Genomic DNA, 17,815 nt, shown 5'->3' with positions numbered 1-17,815 from the left:
CGGTTTTCTTTGTAGCATACTTTTTGAACCAGAGCCAACTAAAAATTAACTTAACCAGTGGAATGACAATGACCCAACAATTTGCCCCCCTAAAAAATGACCGCCTACTGCGTGCTTTGCGTTTTGAGCCTATTGATGTCACCCCTGTATGGATGATGAGGCAGGCAGGGCGTTATTTACCAGAATACAAAGAAACCCGTGCCAAAGCAGGTGATTTTTTAAGCCTGTGCAAGGACACCGACATGGCGACTGAAGTTACCTTGCAGCCGTTACGCCGTTTTGAGCTGGATGCGGCGATTTTGTTCAGTGATATTTTGACAATCCCTGATGCGTTTGGGCTTGGACTTTATTTTGAAGAAGGCGAAGGCCCTAAACTTAAATACACCGTACGCACACCGACCGACCTTGAACGTTTGCCAAAAATTGATGTAAACAGTCAGCTTGACTATGTGCTAAAAGCGGTAACCAATATCCGAAAAGAGCTAAACGGACAAGTGCCACTGTTTGGATTTAGTGGCAGTCCTTGGACTTTGGCGACCTATATGGTGGAAGGCGGTTCTAGCCGTGAGTTTCGCCATACCAAAGAGATGATGTACGCCCGACCACAGTTTTTGCACGCCTTACTTGCCAAAATCTCGGACGCTGTCGTGGATTATCTGGGCGCTCAGATACATGCAGGGGCTCAGATTGTGCAGATTTTTGACAGTTGGGGTGGGGCGTTGGGTCATCGTCAATTTGTGGAATTTAGCCATAATTATAATCGTGAAATCATCGCCCGCTTAAAAGCCAATCACCCCGATGTGCCTGTGGTCATGTTTACCAAAGGCGGTGGCTTATGGCTTGATGCTCAAGCGGACAGTCAAGCCGACTGCTTGGGGCTGGACTGGACAATGCCCCTAGACAAGGCAAGACATGAACTTAATGATGCTCAAAAGGCTTTGACGGTCAAGCACAAAAAGCTACAACGTCAAAAAGCCATTCAAGGTAACCTTGATCCTGCCACGCTTTACGGCTCGCCTGCCGACATCAAAAAGGCGGTACATGATATGCTATCAGATGCCTATGTGAATGACAAAACGGGCTATGTGGCAAATTTTGGGCATGGCATTACCCAGTGGGTCAAACCCGAACACGCTAAGGTATTTGTGGATAGTGTGCATGAGTTTAAACTGTAAGCTACTGTCAAAAGTAAAAAAAGGGAGAAAATACTTCCTGTTTTTTTGTGGTTAAGCCAAACTGTTTGCCATGATTTCGCCATTTTGACAAATTATCAGCGAAACGCCATAGGTAGACGACAGGGGCGAATGCCGTGTTCGCTGTTCATGACGCAAGCAAGGGTAATCACACCAATGGTGGCGACCTTTCCCTGATTAAAATCATCATCACTGCGGTAGATGCACTGAGTCATGATGAGACTGGCGGGCTTTTTGGCGACATCAGTAATGGCAACGACAAGGTTGTCATCAACCAAAAGTGGTAATTTATAGGTTAAATCAGCACGACTGACCACAAAATGCACCTTGCCTTGCTGTCCGTCTGTGCCATCTGCCGTCCCGTTCGTGTCAAAAAAATAACCATTAAAGCCGAGCGATGTCAGCCAATCCCGACGGCAGTTCTCAAAAAAAGTCAAATGATTGGCATGATAGACGATACCGCCTGCGTCTGTGTGGTTGATATAGACTTTGTGGTGGTTGCTAAAAATGGGTTTTGCTTGAGCAATCATGGGTTATTCCTTAAATTTTTAACCATTGTACATCTAAATGTAAAAAATATCATCTTTATGTGGAAAGTGTTTTTGTTAAAAATTGAAAAATCAGGGTGTTTTTAACATGGTTTGTGTTAGAATGTAAGTATTCATTTTGTAAAAAGGAGTAGCCCATGACTTACGACAACACCAACATTTTTGCCAAAATCCTGCGTGGCGAGATTCCTTGCCATAAGGTTTATGAAGATGACAAAACCCTTGCCTTTATGGACGTCATGCCACAGGCAACAGGTCATGTGCTGGTCATTCCAAAATGTGAAGCGGTGGAGCTGTCTGATTTGCCGTGCGAGTATGCCTGTGCAGTGTTCAAAACCGCCCAAAAAGTCATCACTGCCCAACGCACTGCCCTAGGTGTGGACGGCATTGTGCAGATGCAACTTAACCACGCGGGTGCAGGACAAAGCGTATTTCACTACCACATGCACCTAATCCCAACCCACGTCCACGAGCTGGGCAAGCACGAGAGTGTCATGGCAGACCAAGACGAGCTGGCGGAGCTGGCAAGTAAAATCCGTGAAGTCATTGACGGTAAGTAGGGCGTTTTGAACATTTTCTACCTTGACCCTGACCCGATACGCTGTGCCATTTTTCATGGTAATAAGCATGTGGTCAAGATGATATTAGAATACGCCCAGTTACTGTGTACCGCTCATCATCTAGGTGATAGCGTCCTTTGCGATGATGAGCGGGCGGTTCTGTATAAATGCACGCACCAAAACCACCCATGTGCGGTGTGGGTGCGTGGCTCAAAGTCGCATTATGACTGGCTTTATCAGCTGTTTGTCGCCCTGTGTGATGAATATACGCACCGCTATGGCAAGGTTCATCTGACCGACCAAAAGCTCCGCCACATTCTGATAAACTGCCCCATCTCTGCCGACACGCCATTTGTAGCACCGCCACAGGTCATGCCCGATGAGTATCAAGGCGATGATACAGTCACCGCTTATCGCGCCTATTATCGCTGTGGCAAGGCGGATATTTTGGCGTATACGGGTCGCCCAAGCCCTGATTGGTTATAGTTTTAATTTAACCCTTAAACATACAATCCAACCGCAACAAATGAAAAGATGTTCATCATTACTGATAATATTGTTACCACACAAATAAAAAAGTAATCATGAACACCTACAAACATCTTAGCATAAATGAACGAGAAAAGATAATGTTAATGCTTGCACAAGGCATAAAGCCCAGTAAAATCGCAAGCATGTTAGGACGTTCTTGCTCAACAATTTCAAGAGAAATATCAAGAAATTGTAAGTTAAACCAAGCGTATAGCGCTAACACGGCTCAGATAAACTATGATAAAAAACGTCAAGCATGCAAACTTAAGTTTAAATTAGATGACAAAGAGTTATATCAGTTGGTGCATGATAAGGCATTGTTAAACTAAAATACATAATTCAAAGTTCCATTCCACTTAGCAAACAGTAAGTTCAAAGTGTTTTCTATCATTTTCTCGGATTTAGAATAACATTTTGATTTTCTTCTAAATCTTGCTGTGAAATGCCTAATGGGACTATTATAGCCCTCTATGGTAAAAGTTTGAGCTTTGCTTGTCATATGTTTTGATTTTGGAATGACTTCAAGGTAAGATTTCCAGTAGTCACTACAAAACAGTTGAATGTTATGGATGTTCAATTGATTGTAAAGCTGTTTAAAGGTGTTGGTGTCTCGTCTGCCACAAACAAAACCTAAGATTTGTTTTGTTGTTCTGTCAATGGCAAGCGGGGTCCAGCAAGCGTTTTTTATGCTTGGTGTAGCTATGAATCTCATCAAGCTCAACGATATCTATCGCTTGATTGCTATCTTGTTTGATTTGATGTTGTTCGCCAAGTTTTTTAACCCATTGATAGACTGTGCCATAACTAATACCTAATATGCGACCAATTGAACGAAAGCCCAAACCTTCTAGATACATATTGATTGCCATTTGCTTGGTTGCTTCGCTTTTATGATGCGTTGGTTTATGTACTGAAAAGTAATGATTGCAACCTTTGCACTTATAGCGTTGTCTGCCATTGTTAAAACCTGCTTTGACAAAGTGTTTGTGCTTACATTTAGGACAACTATCAAATGTTTCGTTCATTGGTTTTTACTCTATGGTAAAGTATTGAGTTATTTTAACTTATGTATTTGTTTTTGACAATACCCATGATAAGTTTATGAGTCACAGGTGGTCTCCAGAGCAAATCAGCAATCGTCTTAGGCTTGAGAATACAAAACACCAAATAAGTGCCAATACAATTTATCGAGCCATTTATCATGGATGGTTTGATGAAGGTGGCAGATTGGCACGTCGTAAGCTACGCCATAAAGGTAAGACAAGACATGCTAAGACTCATGATGAAAAGCGTGGTAAAATTAAGATCAGTCATGAATTATCAGAACGTCCAAAGATGGCTGATTTAAGAGAGCGGACAGGTGACATAGAGGTGGATACTGTCTTAGGTATCTCTGGTGGTCATTGTCTACTCACCTTAGTAGATAGAAAAAGCCGTTATCTGTGGTGCAGAAGATTACCTGCCAAGAGGGCAGAACATGTACAAACTGCAATGATTGATTTATTAAAGGATGTAAAAGTCCATACAATTACCCCTGATAGAGGCAAAGAGTTTGCTTATCATGAAAAAATCAGTCAGCAGTTAAATGTAGAGTTTTACTTTCCCCCACCAAGACACCCTTGGGATAGGGGAAGCAATGAAAATACCAATGGACTGCTTAGAGAATATTTCCCTAAGCATCAAGATTTAAGCAAGTGGCATGAAAGCGATATTATCAGTAAAGTAAATGAACCCAATCATAGACCCAAAAAGTGTTTAAACTGGAAAACACCTTATGAGGTTTATTTTGATGAAGTGTTGCAGTTGGTTTGATAATTCAAGGCATTAAGGCAAAATCTCAATCACCGCATTTTCCACAACCGACACAAACAGCTCGTCTATTTCGAGGTCAGTTACGGCGATACAGCCGTGTGTCCAGTCTTTGAGCAGATGATTTGCCCCGATGATGTCGCCAAGCCCGTTTTTTATGCCGTGAATCTTTATCGCCCCGCCTGCCGATTTGCCGTGAGCTTTGGCGTAGGCGATGTCGGCTTCATTGGGATAAAAGATACCCAAATTTTTGTGATAACCGCTATTGGCATTACAGTCGTTTATGATATAGACCCCTTCGGGCGTTTTCATGTCGCCTTCAAATTCTTTGTGCCCTATCGGGTTTTTGCCAAGCGATATCGGATAAGTTTTTACCAAACTGCCTTGATGTAAAGCGTGCATTTCCCGTTTTGATTTGTAGACGATGAGTTTGTCAATCTGTGTGCCTGTCGGTAGCGGTGGTTGATTGACAAGTTCAAGCTGTTTGGGCGATAAGGTGCTGGCGTGTGCCGTGGGATTGGTAGGCAAGTTTTGATAAAAATTAACTCCAAAAGCGGATAAAATGACAATGGCAAATAAGGGTAGGGCAGTGTGTTTTTTCATCATAATTTTCATGTTTAAAATTTTATCATAGCATGGCAGTAGCTGATAAATTATGGAAAAATTGTAAAAAGTGGATTTTGTAAAAATATAAAAACAAAAAACGCACCATAATAATAGTGCGTTTTACTATCAATGGGTCATCAGCCCACAAACGCCCGCTCCACCACATAATCGGCAGGTACGCCCATGCGTGGCGAAACGGTCAAACCAAAACTGTCTAAAATGGCAGACATATCGGCATTCATCGCCATGCTACCGCAAATCATCGCACGGTCATCGTCTTTGTTCATGGGGGGCAGACCGATGTCTTCAAAGAGTTTGCCTGATTTGATAATGTCGGTAACACGCCCTTGGTTTTTAAACTCATCACGGGTTACGGTGGGATAGTAGATGAGTTTTTCACGCACCCATTCACCAAAAACCTCATCGTTTGGCAGTTTATTTTCAAAAAAGTCTTTATACGCCAAATCTTCGGTATGACGCACGCCATGCACCAGAATGATTTTTTCAAAGCGTTCGTACATCTCAGGCTCACGCACGAGAGACAAAAATGGAGCAAGTCCTGTGCCTGTGGCAAGCAGATACAAATGCTTGGCAGGCAGCAGGTCATCGAGTACGAGCGTGCCAGTGGGCTTTTTGGAGACGAGCAGGGTATCGCCCACTTTGATGTGTTGCAGGCGTGAAGTCAAAGGGCCGTCTTGAACTTTGATAGAGAAAAATTCAAGCTCTTCTGCCCAAGCGGGACTGGCGATAGAGTAAGCACGGACAAGGGGTTTGCCGTCCACTTCAATGCCAATCATGGCGAATTCGCCACTTCTAAAACGCAAGCTGTCGCTACGGGTGGTCTTAATGGTAAATAGACGGTCTGTCCAGTGGTGGACGTAGGTAACGGTTTCGTTGATGAATTTTGACATGGCATTATCCAATTATTAAGAATGATTATCAAATCTGATATAATAGCAAATTTTGTGTATAATAGCGATTTTTTATGCCAAATTTTACTTAAAAATTGGCATATCCATTTGTCATTTTAGCATAAACCGCCCAAAAATACCATGAACACACACGTTTTGCCGATTATCGGTCATCATTACTCACCCCTATCCCAAAAGTTTGGCATTCCACGCCAGCCCAACCTTGTCGCTATTAAAAGCCATATCTGCTTTATCGCCCCTTATGGCACGCCCGACGCCTTTGTCGGCATTGAGCAGTATAGCCATTTGTGGGTGTTGTGGCAATTTCATCACAACAAAGAACAAGCCAGTTTTCGTCCGCAGGTGCGTCCACCACGTTTGGGTGGTAATGACAAAATCGGGGTATTTGCCACACGCAGTATGTACCGCCCGTCTGGGGTGGGGTTGTCGGTGGTGGGGTTTGATAAGGTAGAAGTGGTTGATAGTCAAGTGATTTTACATATCATAGGGGCGGACATGGTGGACGGCACGCCGATACTAGACATCAAGCCGTATCTGCCCTATGTGGACGGTGTGAACGGGGCGATGGGATTTGACAAACCGACTGAGCGGAATGTTATCTTTAATGATAAGGCAAATGATGAATTTGAACAATTGATAAAGTTGGGCTTATTAACAGCTGATGACAAAGCACTCATTGGCGAGCTGATTGCCCAAGACCCACGCCCTGCCTATCGCCAATCTGAAATCGGGGTGGCGTGTGCCATGCGGTATGGGGCGGTGGACGTGGATTTTGTCATGAATGAGCAGGGGATTATGGCGGTGTGTGGGGTGCGGGTGGTTTAGGGCTTGAAAAATAAATGAGATTTATTTAAAATAAACTTTTTTAACTAAGGATAATCCCATGAAAACCGTGAAAAAATCACTCACCGCCATGCTACTTGGCATGTCCCTAGCCTTTGCCATGAATGCCACCGCCCAAGTGCCGTCCGATGAATCTTTGATAGAGTTTATGCAATTATCAGAGATGGATAAAGCTTTTGACCTTGGTATGCAAGGCAGTTTGGACGCACAGCGACAGCTTTTTGAAGCTCAAATCGCCCAAAAAGAAGGTGTAACCCCAGAGCAAGCCAAGCAAGTAGGCATGGTATTTGAAAAACATGTGAATCAAGTGATAGGTCAAGTAATAACACCGCAAAGTCGCCAACAAATCAACCAAATCTTTATTGATGTCGCCAAAAAATACTACACCCAAGAAGAGATTGATGCTTATAATGAATTTCTAAGCACGCCTATTGGCAAAAGCGTTGTTCAAAAAACCAACATAATGACACCTGAATATATGGACGAGCTACAAAAGTTGGTTGTGCAAATGCTGATTGACAACCCTAATCTCGATAATGAAAAAATGCAACAAGATATTGAAAAAGAGATAGAGCGGATTTTTGTAGAATGACTGATGAACACCGTTGTGATGACGGTGTTTTTTTGTGGATGACTTAAAACCCCGACAAAATCTTTAAACTTGCCTTTAATAGGTTTGATGTGGTCAGCTCATCATCGGACAGCGATTGTTTGGCGGTCTTAATGGCGGATTGGGCTTCTTTTTCTTTATAGCCTAGGCTCACCAACGCACTTTCGGTTTCAGCGATGACGTGCATGGGGTTGGCAGTGTGTGTTGGCTCATTTTGGGTGGTGGTTGGGGTAAATAAATCGTCCGATGTGCCGTCCAATTTACCTTTTAATTCAATAATAAGCCGTTGGGCGGTTTTTTTGCCAATGCCTGCCACACGAGTTAGAGCGGATTCATCGCCATATTCTACCGCTTGGTGTAACTCGTTTGGCGGTAAGGTTGAGAGTATGGCAAGTGCCATTTTTGCCCCCACGCCATTGATTTTGATGAGTTTTTTAAAAATTTCTCGCTCAGACTTGTCAGTAAAACCAAACAGCAGATGAGCATCTTCACGCACGACCAGTTGCGTATAAAGCGTAACGTTCATGCCGACAGACAATGTACAAAACTCACCAATGGGCATTTCTATCTCATAGCCGACCCCGCCTGATGTCATGACGCAAGCGACGGGAGCGGATAGATGGGCGACTTGCCCTGTAATCATACCAATCATGGTTTTTCCTTTAAAATACAAATAAGGGCGAATCTTGTCGCCCTTATTCACGACTTGCACCAATTTATTTGTAATATTCTACCATTTTTTCCAATGAGATTGGGCGGATTTTGCTGGCATGACCTGCCGAGCCAAAGGCTTCATAGCGTTGTACGCAGATGTCTTTCATGGCGTTCATGCTGGCTTGTAAATATTTTCTTGGGTCAAATTCAGCAGGGTGGTCGTTCATAAACTTACGAACTGCCCCTGTGCTGGCTAGGCGTAAGTCGGTGTCAATGTTGATTTTGCGAACACCGTGCTTGATGGCTTCGACAAGTTGTTCTACTGGCACGCCATAGGTTTCGCCAATGTTACCACCATTTTCGTTGATGATTTTTAGCCATTCTTGGGGAACGCTTGATGAACCATGCATGACAAGGTGAGTATTTGGCAGAGCTTCGTGGATTTCCTTAATGCGGTCAATCGCTAAAATGTCGCCAGTAGGCGGACGGGTGAATTTGTATGCCCCATGAGACGTACCCACTGCAATGGCAAGAGCGTCCACGTTGGTATCGGCGACAAATTGACGGGCTTCTTCGACCGATGTCAAAAGCTGGCTATGATCAAGTACGCCTTCTGCACCCACGCCATCTTCTTCGCCTGCCATGCCGGTCTCTAAGCTACCCAAACAGCCGATTTCGCCTTCGACCGACACACCGCACGCATGAGCCATTTTGACGACTTCACGGGTTACACGCACGTTGTAGTCATAATCGGCAGGGGTTTTGCCGTCTTCTTTTAATGAACCGTCCATCATGACCGAGCTAAATCCAAGCTGAATGGAGCGTTGGCAGACGGCAGGGCTTGTGCCGTGGTCTTGGTGCATGACAACAGGAATGTGCGGCCACTCTTCAATGGCAGACAAAATAAGGTGGCGTAAAAAGGGAGCTCCTGCGTATTTTCTGGCTCCTGCTGATGCTTGCACGATGACAGGCGAGTCGGTCTCGTCCGCTGCCATCATGATGGCACGCATTTGTTCTAGGTTGTTTACATTAAAGGCGGGCAGGCCGTAAGCGTGTTCGCCTGCGTGGTCAAGAAGTTGGCGTAAGGATACAAGTGCCATGATAGCTCCAAAATGATTAAATTTGTCAAATTATATCAAAAAAAAACGCGAAAATCATGGTATTTTGTATTAAATCACACAGTTATTGTGAACTTTCTAGGTATCAAAGACGAATCAAATAAAAAAGTTATCAATAATCATTATTTTTGAAACACAAATAATTTGCAACAAAATGTAATAAGCTTATGAAACCACTGTATTAAGATTAAATAACGTGTTATCATCATAAAAACTTAACAATTTGTTGGGTTAAATCAATCCCTTAGTTAGGAGAAGGAAGCTATGAAAAATTTCAATACCGAGGCAAAGTATGCCATTTTACCATTGATGTTGTCAGCGTTGATGGCATGTAGTGATAAAGCCCCTGAAACTGCCAGTGAGCCTAAGAGCGAGCCGGCACCTACCGCAACAGCACCAGCCACAGGTGAGCAAGTCAGTACCAGTGCCACCGTACCCAACGCCCAAAGCTATGTGGTTGGTATTGACGCCAACTATCCCCCTTATGATTTTAAGGATGAGAATGGTAACGCCCAAGGTTTTGATGTGGATATCATCAAAGCCATCGCTGAAAATCAAGGCTTTGGTGTGGACGTCGTTCCTCAGGATTGGAAAGTGCTTGTCAAAGGCTTGGATAATGCCCAAAGCCATATTGTGATGTCAGGTTTTTCAAGAAACGATGAGCGAGAAGCAAAATATTTACTTTCTAATACCTATGCATGGGGACAAGATGCGCTTGCTGTTTCTGCGGAAAACAACAGTATCAAAAACTTAAAAGATTTAAATGGCAAGAAAGTTGCAACATTGGCTGACAGCCCCTATATTCCGCAATTAGAAGAGGCGCTTGGTCAAGGCAATCCTAGTATTATTGGAAAGCCATCTGCATTCTTAGCTTTTAAAGAATTGGCGACAGGCAATGCTGAGGCGGTATTGGCAGATGAAGGTGTGCTACGTTACTATGCCAAGCAGTTCCCCAAGATTAACTTTAAAATCGTCGGTGAAGGCGAGGCTTTTGAGCACTACGAGATGGTTATCATCACACCAAAGTCTGAAAATGAGCTGATGGAAAAAATCAATACAGGGCTTGCCAACATTGTCGCTGATGGTACTTATGCCAAAATTTATGAAAAATGGTTTGGCGTAGCACCCCAAAAATTACCTACTACAAAATAGGGTAAATGCTTAAAAAGACTTGGTATCGCCAAGTCTTTTTTTATTCATAGGGTTTGTAAAAAAGAAAAAGGATGGGTGTTAATAAAACTACTGCCCAAATCCCAACCCAAGCTCCAACACCCACCACTGAGCCAAATATGCCTGATAGGATAACCAACGCCAAAAGCCATTGGAAATTTGTAAAGATAAAAGTTAGGAATTTGTCTTTAAAATTAGAGAGTTGGATTGCCATAAATTTTCCTTTGTTTTACAAATTTATACCCACATCAGTTTGGCAACTTTGGGGGCATGGGTAATCAGCTCTTCTTGACCGTTAGTGATTTTGATGATTGATTTGCCGTTGGAGATGATAATATCATCATCTGCAAGACAATACGCCATAATGCCTTTTTTAATGATTTGCGTCTCACCTGTGGGCAAGTATTTTATGAGCTCCCAACTTTTTGGAATAAATCCTGCAAACTTCTCGCCGTCCGCTTGATTTTTTAGCAAATTTTTATCCGCTTTGATAAGATTGCCTTCAATAAACAACTCTTCTTCGCTCTTGGGTTTGGTGCGAGCGGGGTTGGCACCTGATGTTTTTAAAGATTCACCTGAATAGCGTTTGGTAAAAAAGTCCAGCCAGCCTACAATGGCTTTGAGGATTTTAAAAGGTGCTGTAAGCAGGTCTTTGGCAGTACCCACAGGGTCTGTGCTATCATGCTCACGATAAGGGCGTCTGATGGCATAAAGGTTGCCTTGTGTGTCCATAATGGGTGCAAAATAGTCAAATTTATCGTCTGCCAGTACCGTCTCAAGCTCACCCGTGGCAAGGTCTAAGCGATTGACTTGGCGTGGGCTAAACACAATGCTATCTTGGGTGTACGCAAGTCCACAAGAATCATAATAAATCACCGTGCTGTTATTGGGGTCTACGCTTGGGTTTTTGTCTTGACATTCGCCTTCGGTAACAAACTGCGTGCGAACACTGTCAAGTGATAGTACACACAAATGTCGCTCGCCATAATGGCTGGCGTAAGGGGTATCGCTTGCTGAGACGATAACTCGCTTATTTTTTGAATCATAGCACAAATCAAACACTTGAAAATCACTCTTGCGTAAAATCAGTCCTTCGCTTGCTGTGTCGCTACTGATTGGTTTGGACTGAATCGCTGTGCCTTCTTGCAATCTGGCACTATAGACATAGGTGTTGTCGTCTATAAAAGCAATGGCAGTGGGGTAAATCCCGTCAAAATTATCCTGCTCTGCTTGTGCTGTACCCATAAACATCGCCCCAGCACCTTCAGTTTTCCATGCTCTTCTGTCTTTGATTTGTTTGATATTTTTGGTGTATTGATTGATGGCTTGGCAAGAAATGGTGGACTCTTTGCCGTTGTCAAATTTGAGTAGATTTTTGGTGCTGATATAATATAAAGTCGCCATAATAATGCCTGCTACATAAAAAAGTTTATTATACCAACTCTTGTATTTTTTGGAAATTTTTTGTGATAAATGCGTGATTTTGGGTGGGGTATGTCAAAATGATAGGTATGGATAAGTAAATTATGTTTAGAATTATACACAAAAGCACATAAAAAACCGCCTTTATCTGTATAAAAGCGGTTGTTATTTGTAAATTTAATCAATGATGCCCTTCCTTTGCATGATTTAAGGTATGTTTAGGGATATAGACGGTTAGGTTTTCGTCAGCGACCACACATTGGCACGATAGGCGAGAGTTGGGTTCTAGCCCCCACGCACGGTCAAGCAAGTCAGCTTCTATGTCGTCCATTTCTTCTAGGCTATCAAAACCTTCACGGACAACCACATGGCACGTGGTACACGCCTTTGAGCAGTCGCAAGCGTGTTCAATGTTAATGCCGTGTTCGTGCAAGCCTTCAAGTAGGTTTTCGCCTTTGTTTAGCTCAACGGTTGCCCCTTCTGGACAGATTTCGTGGTGGGGAAGTACGGTTACAGTTACCATAATAGTTTTACTTAATTATTTAAAATCAATAGGTTGTAATTAGTAGGCTCGGCAATTATTGCCAATCGCTTGCCTTAGTGCCAGCAAGTGCCTGTTTGACATTTTGGTTCATGATGACAGACGCAAAATTATCCGACAAAGGCTTTAATTCGCTCACCGCCTTATCCAGCATTGCTTTATCATCGACAGTTTGGGCGGTGTCAATGGCGGATTTTACGGTGGTCATTTTTTCGTTTAATTTGGTTTTGTCGTCATCGCTTAAAAGCTCGCCAAATTCACCCAATGCCGATTGCAATGCCAAAATCTCACGCTCGGCTTCTACTTTGGCTTCGATAAGCATACGTTTTTCTTTATCGGCTTTGGCATGGATAAAACCTGCTTTTAGAAGCTCTTCTTGTTGCTCTTCGGTCAGCCCATAACTTGGCACGACATCAATTTTACTGGCGACTTTGGTGGTTGTCTCCATTGCCGATACGGTAAGCTGACCGTTGGCATCAATGGCAAAGGTAACTTCCACACGGGCAAGCCCTGCTTTCATCGGTGGAATGCCCGTCAGCGTAAAATTCGCCAAAGTACGACAATCCGCCACGGTCTCACGCTCGCCTTGCACCACATGAATCACCATGCCCGTCTGAGCGTCCGTGTGCGTGGTAAAGGTCTGTCTGCGTGCCACAGGAATAGGGGTGTTGCGTGGAATGATGACTTCGGTCAGTCCGCCCATGGTTTCAAGCCCAAGCGATAGGGGCGTAACATCAAGCAGAAGCAGATTATCATCTTCTTTGTTGATGAGCTGATGAGCAAGCCTTGTCGCCCCAAGTGCCACGACTTCATCGGGATTGATAGAGCATAACGGTTCTTTATCAAAAAACGCCTGCACTGCATTTTGCACGATTGGCATACGAGTAGAACCTCCCACCAGCACCACATCAACCAGCTCATGCTTGTCAAGGCGAGCGTCCGCCAACACCTGCTCACAGAGCTGTAAGCTACGGCGAATCACAGGTTCACAGATTTGGGCGAGTGTGTCTTGGTTTAGTAGGGTGCTAAATGGCACACCGTTAATCTCAATATCTACCGACACCGCTTGACGCTGTGAGAGTTTTTGTTTGTAGCTTTTGGCAAGGTTGGCAAGGGTGCTTTTTTGGGCGTTGTCCACGTCTTTGGGGTCATGTCCTGCCGATTTGATAAAAAAGTTGGCAATCAAGCGGTCAATGTCATCTCCGCCCAAAGCCGAATTTCCGCCTGTGGCCAAGACTTCAAACACTCCGTCTTTTAGGGATAGCACCGACACATCAAACGTCCCCCCGCCTAGGTCATAAATCAGATAAGTGCCTGTTTTGGCGGATTTGTCAAGCCCATAGGCAATGGCAGCGGCGGTTGGCTCATTTAAAAGGCGTAAGACATTGAGTCCAATGCTCACCCCTGCGTCTTTGGTGGCTTGGCGTTGGGCTTCGTCAAAATAGGCAGGCACGGTAATCACCGCCCCTTGTATGCTGTCAGGCGGTAGGCTTGCCTTGGCGTGGTTGTAGAGCTTGGCTAGGATATGGGCAGACGTTTCAACGGGCGATTTGTCGCCTTGTGCAGTAACGAACGCTGGCATGGCGTTGTCGCCCCCAACCAGCTCGTAAGGGTGGCTAAATTTAATATCGGCAAGCGAACGCCCCATAAAGCGTTTGGCAGAAATAATGGTATTTTGGGGGTCATTATAAGTCAAGGCGTGCTTGCCCACAATGGGGGCGTCCGCCTTGTCGCCATAATAGACCACGCTCGGTAATAGGGGGCTGTCGCCAAAGGGCAACACGTCCGCCCGTCCTGAGCGTACCACGCCCACCAAAGAATGAGTCGTCCCTAAGTCTATGCCCAAGGCGTAGCGGTGCTCGTGGGGTTTGGCGGATTGGTTGGGTTCGCTGATTTGAAGTAGGGACATGGTATTATGTATTTTATGGTTTACAGGTTGGCTAAAATTTTAACATGGTTTTACCTATTTGGGATAAATTGGGTGTTAAAATTTTTGGCATTTTATGGGTTGTTTAAGTTTTTTGAATTTTTAAAATAATAAAAAATCACACATATAAATCATCATCTTGCCCGTCATCTTGGCTTGATGATTTGGACAGAGCGTCCGTCATGTCATCGTGCAATTTACCCAAAAAGCGTAATTTTTGGGCGATGATTTGGGCGGTTTGCCAGTCTTTTGCTTGATAAACGCTGTCAAAGTCGTCTGCCGTTTGGCTCATTAAGACATTGATATTGTTGGCAATTTGACTAATTGTATGTTTGTCATTGTCAAAAATGGCATCTTCTAACTCCATGCGATAGCTCATCATCTGCATCAAAAACGGCTCATCGGCAATGGTTTTGTCCGAATTAAGTGCCACGCCTGATAATTCAAGCAAATAGACTGCACGGCTGTCATCACGGTTTAGGGTGTCAAAAGCGTGGTTAATCAAAGTGGTATTTTGCTCGGCTTGGGCGATATTGTCGGCATTGTCGGGGTGGTGCTGTTTTTGCAGGTGTAAAAAGGTCGCTTTTAGGGCGGATTTGTCAATGATAAACGCCACAGGTAGCCCAAACAATTCAAAAAAATGATTGGTTAATAACGCCATAAGTTACACCGTAAAGGATTCGCCACAACCGCATTCGCCTGTTTGGTTGGGGTTGGTAAATTTAAAGCCAGAATTTAGCCCTTCGGTAACGTAATCCATTTGTAAGCCGTCCAGATAGACAAGGCTTTTTGGATCAACGAACACACCCACGCCGTCATTATCAAAACGCTCATCAGTGTCGTTTGGCTCGTCCACAAATTCAAGCACATAGGCAAGACCTGAACACCCCGCCGTTCGTACGCCCACACGAATGCCCACACCGCTTCCACGATTTGCCAAAAAGTCTTTGACGTGCGTTATCGCTCGGTCTGTTAGAGTAATCATAAGTCTTTCCTATTTTTACAATTTTTTACAAATTATTGATTTTTATAGGTAAATTTGCCTTATTTGACTTTAAATTTTATTTTAAAATTCGTAGGGGCGAATTATATCCGCCAGTACAAAATACCAATAAAAAGCCAATTTGGACTATTTAACAGAATTAAGATTAAGCAATTGCCGATTTGGCTTGATAATCTTCAATCGCCGCCTTAATCGCATCTTCTGCCAATACAGAGCAATGCACCTTGACAGGAGGCAATGCCAATTCTTTGGCAATGTCAAGATTTTTGATGGCACGGGCTTCGTCAATGGTTTTGCCTTTGAGCCATTCGGTAACGAGTGAGCTTGAGGCAATTGCTGAGCCACAGCCATAAGTTTTGAATTTGGCGTCTTCGATGATGCCATCATCACCGACTTGAATTTGCAAACGCATCACATCGCCACAGGCGGGGGCTCCCACCATACCTGTGCCAACATTTTTGGCGTTTTTGTCTAGGTTGCCCACATTGCGGGGGTTTTCATAATGGTCAATGACCTTGTCTGAGTATGCCATAATGGTCTCCGTTGCTAGCAATTATTTGCTTGGCTTTTAAAGTGGTTAATCTTGCATTTTCAACCAATCAGCTGTTGGGTTGATTTTACCATGCCAATTGATATAAGTGGGTTTTGTTAAATCATTTTGCTTGCTTTCAAGCACATCAAAGTAAAATTCATCAGATTGACCTGAGCAATAACGGTGCAATCTTTTAAAATTCATATCATCATTCTTAACTGTGTTTAAATCAACATGATAAGAATTTTGAAAAAAATCAACATCATCAGAATAACTGTCTTTTGAACCTACTTTACCATTTTTAATAATAAAGGTAGGCTGATTATCCAAAAAGTATTCATTGATTTCATGTCGTGAAACACCCATAAGCCCATCATTATATAGCAAAGTAATATTGGGATACTTAAAAGCATTTAAATCAAAACGGGCAATGGTCCTTTTGCTGTCTTGGTTTTTGGCAGCAAATAAATATCGGCTATTATTGGGAATGATGATTTCGTCATGGTGTTTATTATAATCAAACAATGCCATTTGGGTGGGTGTTTCTTGATTTGAAAAACCCAAATAGACCTGTTTTCTATAAAAGAATAAATCAGGCAATTTCAACCGTCTTTGGCGATCATTTAGGTCTTGCTGACATTCATCAAAAGATTTATCATTGGTAATATAAAATGGCTTATCATTGTCATGAAGTGTAATATTTATACCAGTTTTGTCCTTGTTAAATTCATTGACCATTTAACAAAATAATACTACCCATTGCACCAAGCGAATAACAATAAGCACCGTCAGAATACAAAAAATTGCTTCTAGAAGAACCTTCCATACCGTTTTCGCCAACAGTCCATAATGATAAATTTGGATTATTGGGTGCATAAATCGGTAAATTTGCTTGTGTTATGCCGATAGGTAGTTCATCTGCCAATGCAATATTGGCAAATAAACCCATAATTAAGACGACAATCGTTTTATGCATCATCATTTATTCATCGTAATTGTGTCGTTTATCAAAACCGCATTGATTAAAATTACACTTTATCCAATGGGGTTATTGCCGCCATTTTTGTTTGATTTTATTAAGTTCGCCTGTTTGTTTAAGTGTGGCAAGTCCGTCATTGATTTGTTGTATCAAGGCAGGATTTTTGGCAATACCAAAAACAAGCCGTGAATTTTTTGGGTCGTCTGAATTAGGTAATTCTTGCACCACAAAACGGTAATTTTGTAGCATAGGTTCGTGCTTGATATAATAACGCAGTGCCGTGCAATCACCCATGGCTAGATTTGCTTGATTATCACCAACCATTTTTAGGGCGGTTTGTTGGGTTGGGGCTTCTACAAATTGGCTAGGTTTGATACCTGCTTCTTGTAGATTATTGGTAATCTCGCCTTCAAACACTACCGCCATAGAACGACCTTGCCAGTTGTTTAGATAGGCTGGGTTGGTCGTTGCCATACAGTCAAGCGATTGCATATAGCTGTCGCTTGGGGTGGCTAGCTTGTCATCAACATCAACGACCGCCATGCCGTTTAGGGCAAGTTTGGCATTGTGCTTGGTCATGTCATCAAAGAGTGTTTCCCATGTGCTAGGCACAAAACGCACATCAAAGCCTTGATTCTTGGCAATGGTGGTCAAAATGTCGACTTCCAAACCGACAATGTTTCCGTTCTCGTCCTTATAAATATAAGGCATATAATCCAAATCAGACACCACATCATAGGTCAAAGTAGGGGCTTGGGTTGGGGCATGCGTGGCACACCCTGCCAAAATACCTGCCAACAATGCGGTCAATGCCAAACGTTTCATATCATCTTTCCA

General features: G+C 43.3%; 22 protein-coding genes and 2 pseudogenes. 8 read left to right on the top strand and 16 right to left on the bottom strand.

All coding sequences use genetic code 11. The features are described 5' to 3' along the window. The first annotated feature begins 68 nt into the window (after window positions 1–68). Window positions 69–1,175, top strand: coding sequence for a uroporphyrinogen decarboxylase (gene hemE, locus LP107_RS07910; protein WP_078273851.1), 1,107 nt, complete (start codon window positions 69–71; stop codon window positions 1,173–1,175). A gap of 95 nt (window positions 1,176–1,270) precedes the next feature. Here the strand turns inward: hemE and LP107_RS07905 are convergent, their stop codons facing one another. Beyond that, complete coding sequence (locus LP107_RS07905; protein WP_078273852.1) at window positions 1,271–1,723, bottom strand: hotdog domain-containing protein; 453 nt, start codon at window positions 1,721–1,723, stop codon at window positions 1,271–1,273. 155 nt (window positions 1,724–1,878) lie between these two features. On the opposite strand from LP107_RS07905, the gene LP107_RS07900 reads away from it, so the two are divergent. The 3 genes and pseudogenes from LP107_RS07900 to LP107_RS07890 all read left to right on the top strand — a co-directional run. Then, a complete protein-coding gene (locus LP107_RS07900) occupies window positions 1,879–2,301 on the top strand; it encodes an HIT family protein (protein ID WP_078273853.1) in 423 nt (140 codons plus the stop codon). 6 nt (window positions 2,302–2,307) lie between these two features. Beyond that, a complete protein-coding gene (locus LP107_RS07895; protein ID WP_112742196.1) occupies window positions 2,308–2,787 on the top strand; it encodes a pyrimidine dimer DNA glycosylase/endonuclease V in 480 nt (159 codons plus the stop codon). Window positions 2,788–2,885: 98 nt separating this feature from the next. Continuing rightward, window positions 2,886–3,146, top strand: a pseudogene (locus LP107_RS07890) (transposase); the annotation flags it as partial. 11 nt (window positions 3,147–3,157) lie between these two features. Here LP107_RS07890 and LP107_RS07885 read toward each other — a convergent pair. Then, a protein-coding gene (locus LP107_RS07885) for an IS1 family transposase (protein WP_228157684.1) occupies window positions 3,158–3,857 on the bottom strand; the annotation gives its coding sequence in 2 pieces (ribosomal slippage) (window positions 3,158–3,512 and window positions 3,511–3,857; 702 coding nt in all). A 52-nt stretch (window positions 3,858–3,909) separates the two neighbouring features. On the opposite strand from LP107_RS07885, the pseudogene LP107_RS07880 reads away from it, so the two are divergent. Continuing rightward, a pseudogene (locus LP107_RS07880) lies at window positions 3,910–4,644 on the top strand (IS30 family transposase); the annotation flags it as partial. A 12-nt stretch (window positions 4,645–4,656) separates the two neighbouring features. On the opposite strand, the gene LP107_RS07875 reads toward LP107_RS07880, so the two are convergent. After that, window positions 4,657–5,247: a L,D-transpeptidase family protein gene (locus tag LP107_RS07875; protein ID WP_264682748.1), complete on the bottom strand. Its 591-nt coding sequence runs from the start codon at window positions 5,245–5,247 to the stop codon at window positions 4,657–4,659. Between the two features lie 137 nt (window positions 5,248–5,384). Beyond that, entirely contained in the window at window positions 5,385–6,158 is a 774-nt protein-coding gene (locus LP107_RS07870; RefSeq protein WP_078275255.1) for a ferredoxin--NADP reductase, read from the bottom strand. 141 nt (window positions 6,159–6,299) lie between these two features. Between LP107_RS07870 and tsaA the strand changes: the two genes are divergently transcribed. Both tsaA and LP107_RS07860 read left to right on the top strand, forming a co-directional pair. After that, window positions 6,300–7,004: a tRNA (N6-threonylcarbamoyladenosine(37)-N6)-methyltransferase TrmO gene (gene tsaA, locus LP107_RS07865; protein ID WP_078275256.1), complete on the top strand. Its 705-nt coding sequence runs from the start codon at window positions 6,300–6,302 to the stop codon at window positions 7,002–7,004. 58 nt (window positions 7,005–7,062) lie between these two features. Next, the gene (locus LP107_RS07860; protein ID WP_078275257.1) at window positions 7,063–7,614 is read left to right on the top strand and encodes a DUF2059 domain-containing protein; all 552 of its coding nucleotides are present in this window, start codon (window positions 7,063–7,065) and stop codon (window positions 7,612–7,614) included. Between the two features lie 43 nt (window positions 7,615–7,657). Here LP107_RS07860 and ruvA read toward each other — a convergent pair whose 3' ends face one another. Both ruvA and fba read right to left on the bottom strand, forming a co-directional pair. Continuing rightward, window positions 7,658–8,284, bottom strand: coding sequence for a Holliday junction branch migration protein RuvA (gene ruvA / locus LP107_RS07855; RefSeq protein ID WP_078275274.1), 627 nt, complete (start codon window positions 8,282–8,284; stop codon window positions 7,658–7,660). 64 nt (window positions 8,285–8,348) lie between these two features. Beyond that, window positions 8,349–9,386, bottom strand: a complete 1,038-nt coding sequence (fba, locus tag LP107_RS07850; protein ID WP_078275258.1) for a class II fructose-bisphosphate aldolase — start codon at window positions 9,384–9,386, stop codon at window positions 8,349–8,351. Between the two features lie 282 nt (window positions 9,387–9,668). On the opposite strand from fba, the gene LP107_RS07845 reads away from it, so the two are divergent. Next, window positions 9,669–10,556, top strand: a complete 888-nt coding sequence (locus LP107_RS07845) for a substrate-binding periplasmic protein (RefSeq protein WP_078275259.1) — start codon at window positions 9,669–9,671, stop codon at window positions 10,554–10,556. Between the two features lie 40 nt (window positions 10,557–10,596). Here LP107_RS07845 and LP107_RS07840 read toward each other — a convergent pair whose 3' ends face one another. The 10 genes from LP107_RS07840 to LP107_RS07795 all read right to left on the bottom strand — a co-directional run bounded on the left by LP107_RS07840 (window position 10,597) and on the right by LP107_RS07795 (window position 17,803). Continuing rightward, window positions 10,597–10,788 (bottom strand): hypothetical protein, encoded by a 192-nt coding sequence (locus LP107_RS07840; RefSeq protein WP_078275260.1) that lies wholly within the window; start codon window positions 10,786–10,788, stop codon window positions 10,597–10,599. Window positions 10,789–10,811: 23 nt separating this feature from the next. Beyond that, complete coding sequence (locus tag LP107_RS07835) at window positions 10,812–11,978, bottom strand: hypothetical protein (protein WP_078275261.1); 1,167 nt, start codon at window positions 11,976–11,978, stop codon at window positions 10,812–10,814. Window positions 11,979–12,177: 199 nt separating this feature from the next. Beyond that, window positions 12,178–12,519 carry an ISC system 2Fe-2S type ferredoxin gene (fdx, locus tag LP107_RS07830; RefSeq protein ID WP_078275263.1) on the bottom strand — a complete coding sequence of 114 codons (342 nt, stop codon included), beginning with the start codon at window positions 12,517–12,519 and terminating at the stop codon, window positions 12,178–12,180. A 55-nt stretch (window positions 12,520–12,574) separates the two neighbouring features. After that, window positions 12,575–14,446 carry a Fe-S protein assembly chaperone HscA gene (gene hscA, locus LP107_RS07825; RefSeq protein WP_078275264.1) on the bottom strand — a complete coding sequence of 624 codons (1,872 nt, stop codon included), beginning with the start codon at window positions 14,444–14,446 and terminating at the stop codon, window positions 12,575–12,577. A 136-nt stretch (window positions 14,447–14,582) separates the two neighbouring features. After that, window positions 14,583–15,125, bottom strand: coding sequence for a Fe-S protein assembly co-chaperone HscB (gene hscB, locus LP107_RS07820; protein ID WP_078275265.1), 543 nt, complete (start codon window positions 15,123–15,125; stop codon window positions 14,583–14,585). Window positions 15,126–15,128: 3 nt separating this feature from the next. Continuing rightward, window positions 15,129–15,449 carry an iron-sulfur cluster assembly protein IscA gene (gene iscA / locus LP107_RS07815; protein WP_078275266.1) on the bottom strand — a complete coding sequence of 107 codons (321 nt, stop codon included), beginning with the start codon at window positions 15,447–15,449 and terminating at the stop codon, window positions 15,129–15,131. A gap of 163 nt (window positions 15,450–15,612) precedes the next feature. Next, complete coding sequence (gene iscU / locus LP107_RS07810) at window positions 15,613–15,999, bottom strand: Fe-S cluster assembly scaffold IscU (RefSeq protein WP_078275267.1); 387 nt, start codon at window positions 15,997–15,999, stop codon at window positions 15,613–15,615. A gap of 45 nt (window positions 16,000–16,044) precedes the next feature. Next, entirely contained in the window at window positions 16,045–16,530 is a 486-nt protein-coding gene (locus LP107_RS07805; RefSeq protein ID WP_143821752.1) for a hypothetical protein, read from the bottom strand. A 196-nt stretch (window positions 16,531–16,726) separates the two neighbouring features. Then, complete coding sequence (locus LP107_RS07800; RefSeq protein ID WP_112742200.1) at window positions 16,727–16,981, bottom strand: hypothetical protein; 255 nt, start codon at window positions 16,979–16,981, stop codon at window positions 16,727–16,729. Window positions 16,982–17,047: 66 nt separating this feature from the next. After that, window positions 17,048–17,803: a transporter substrate-binding domain-containing protein gene (locus tag LP107_RS07795; protein WP_078275270.1), complete on the bottom strand. Its 756-nt coding sequence runs from the start codon at window positions 17,801–17,803 to the stop codon at window positions 17,048–17,050. Between the last annotated feature and the right edge of the window lie 12 nt (window positions 17,804–17,815).

Source organism: Moraxella bovis (assembly GCF_025985205.1).
GTDB lineage: Bacteria > Pseudomonadota > Gammaproteobacteria > Pseudomonadales > Moraxellaceae > Moraxella > Moraxella bovis.
Note: the sequence above shows the minus strand (reverse complement) of the source record. Positions and strands in the feature narration are given on the sequence as shown.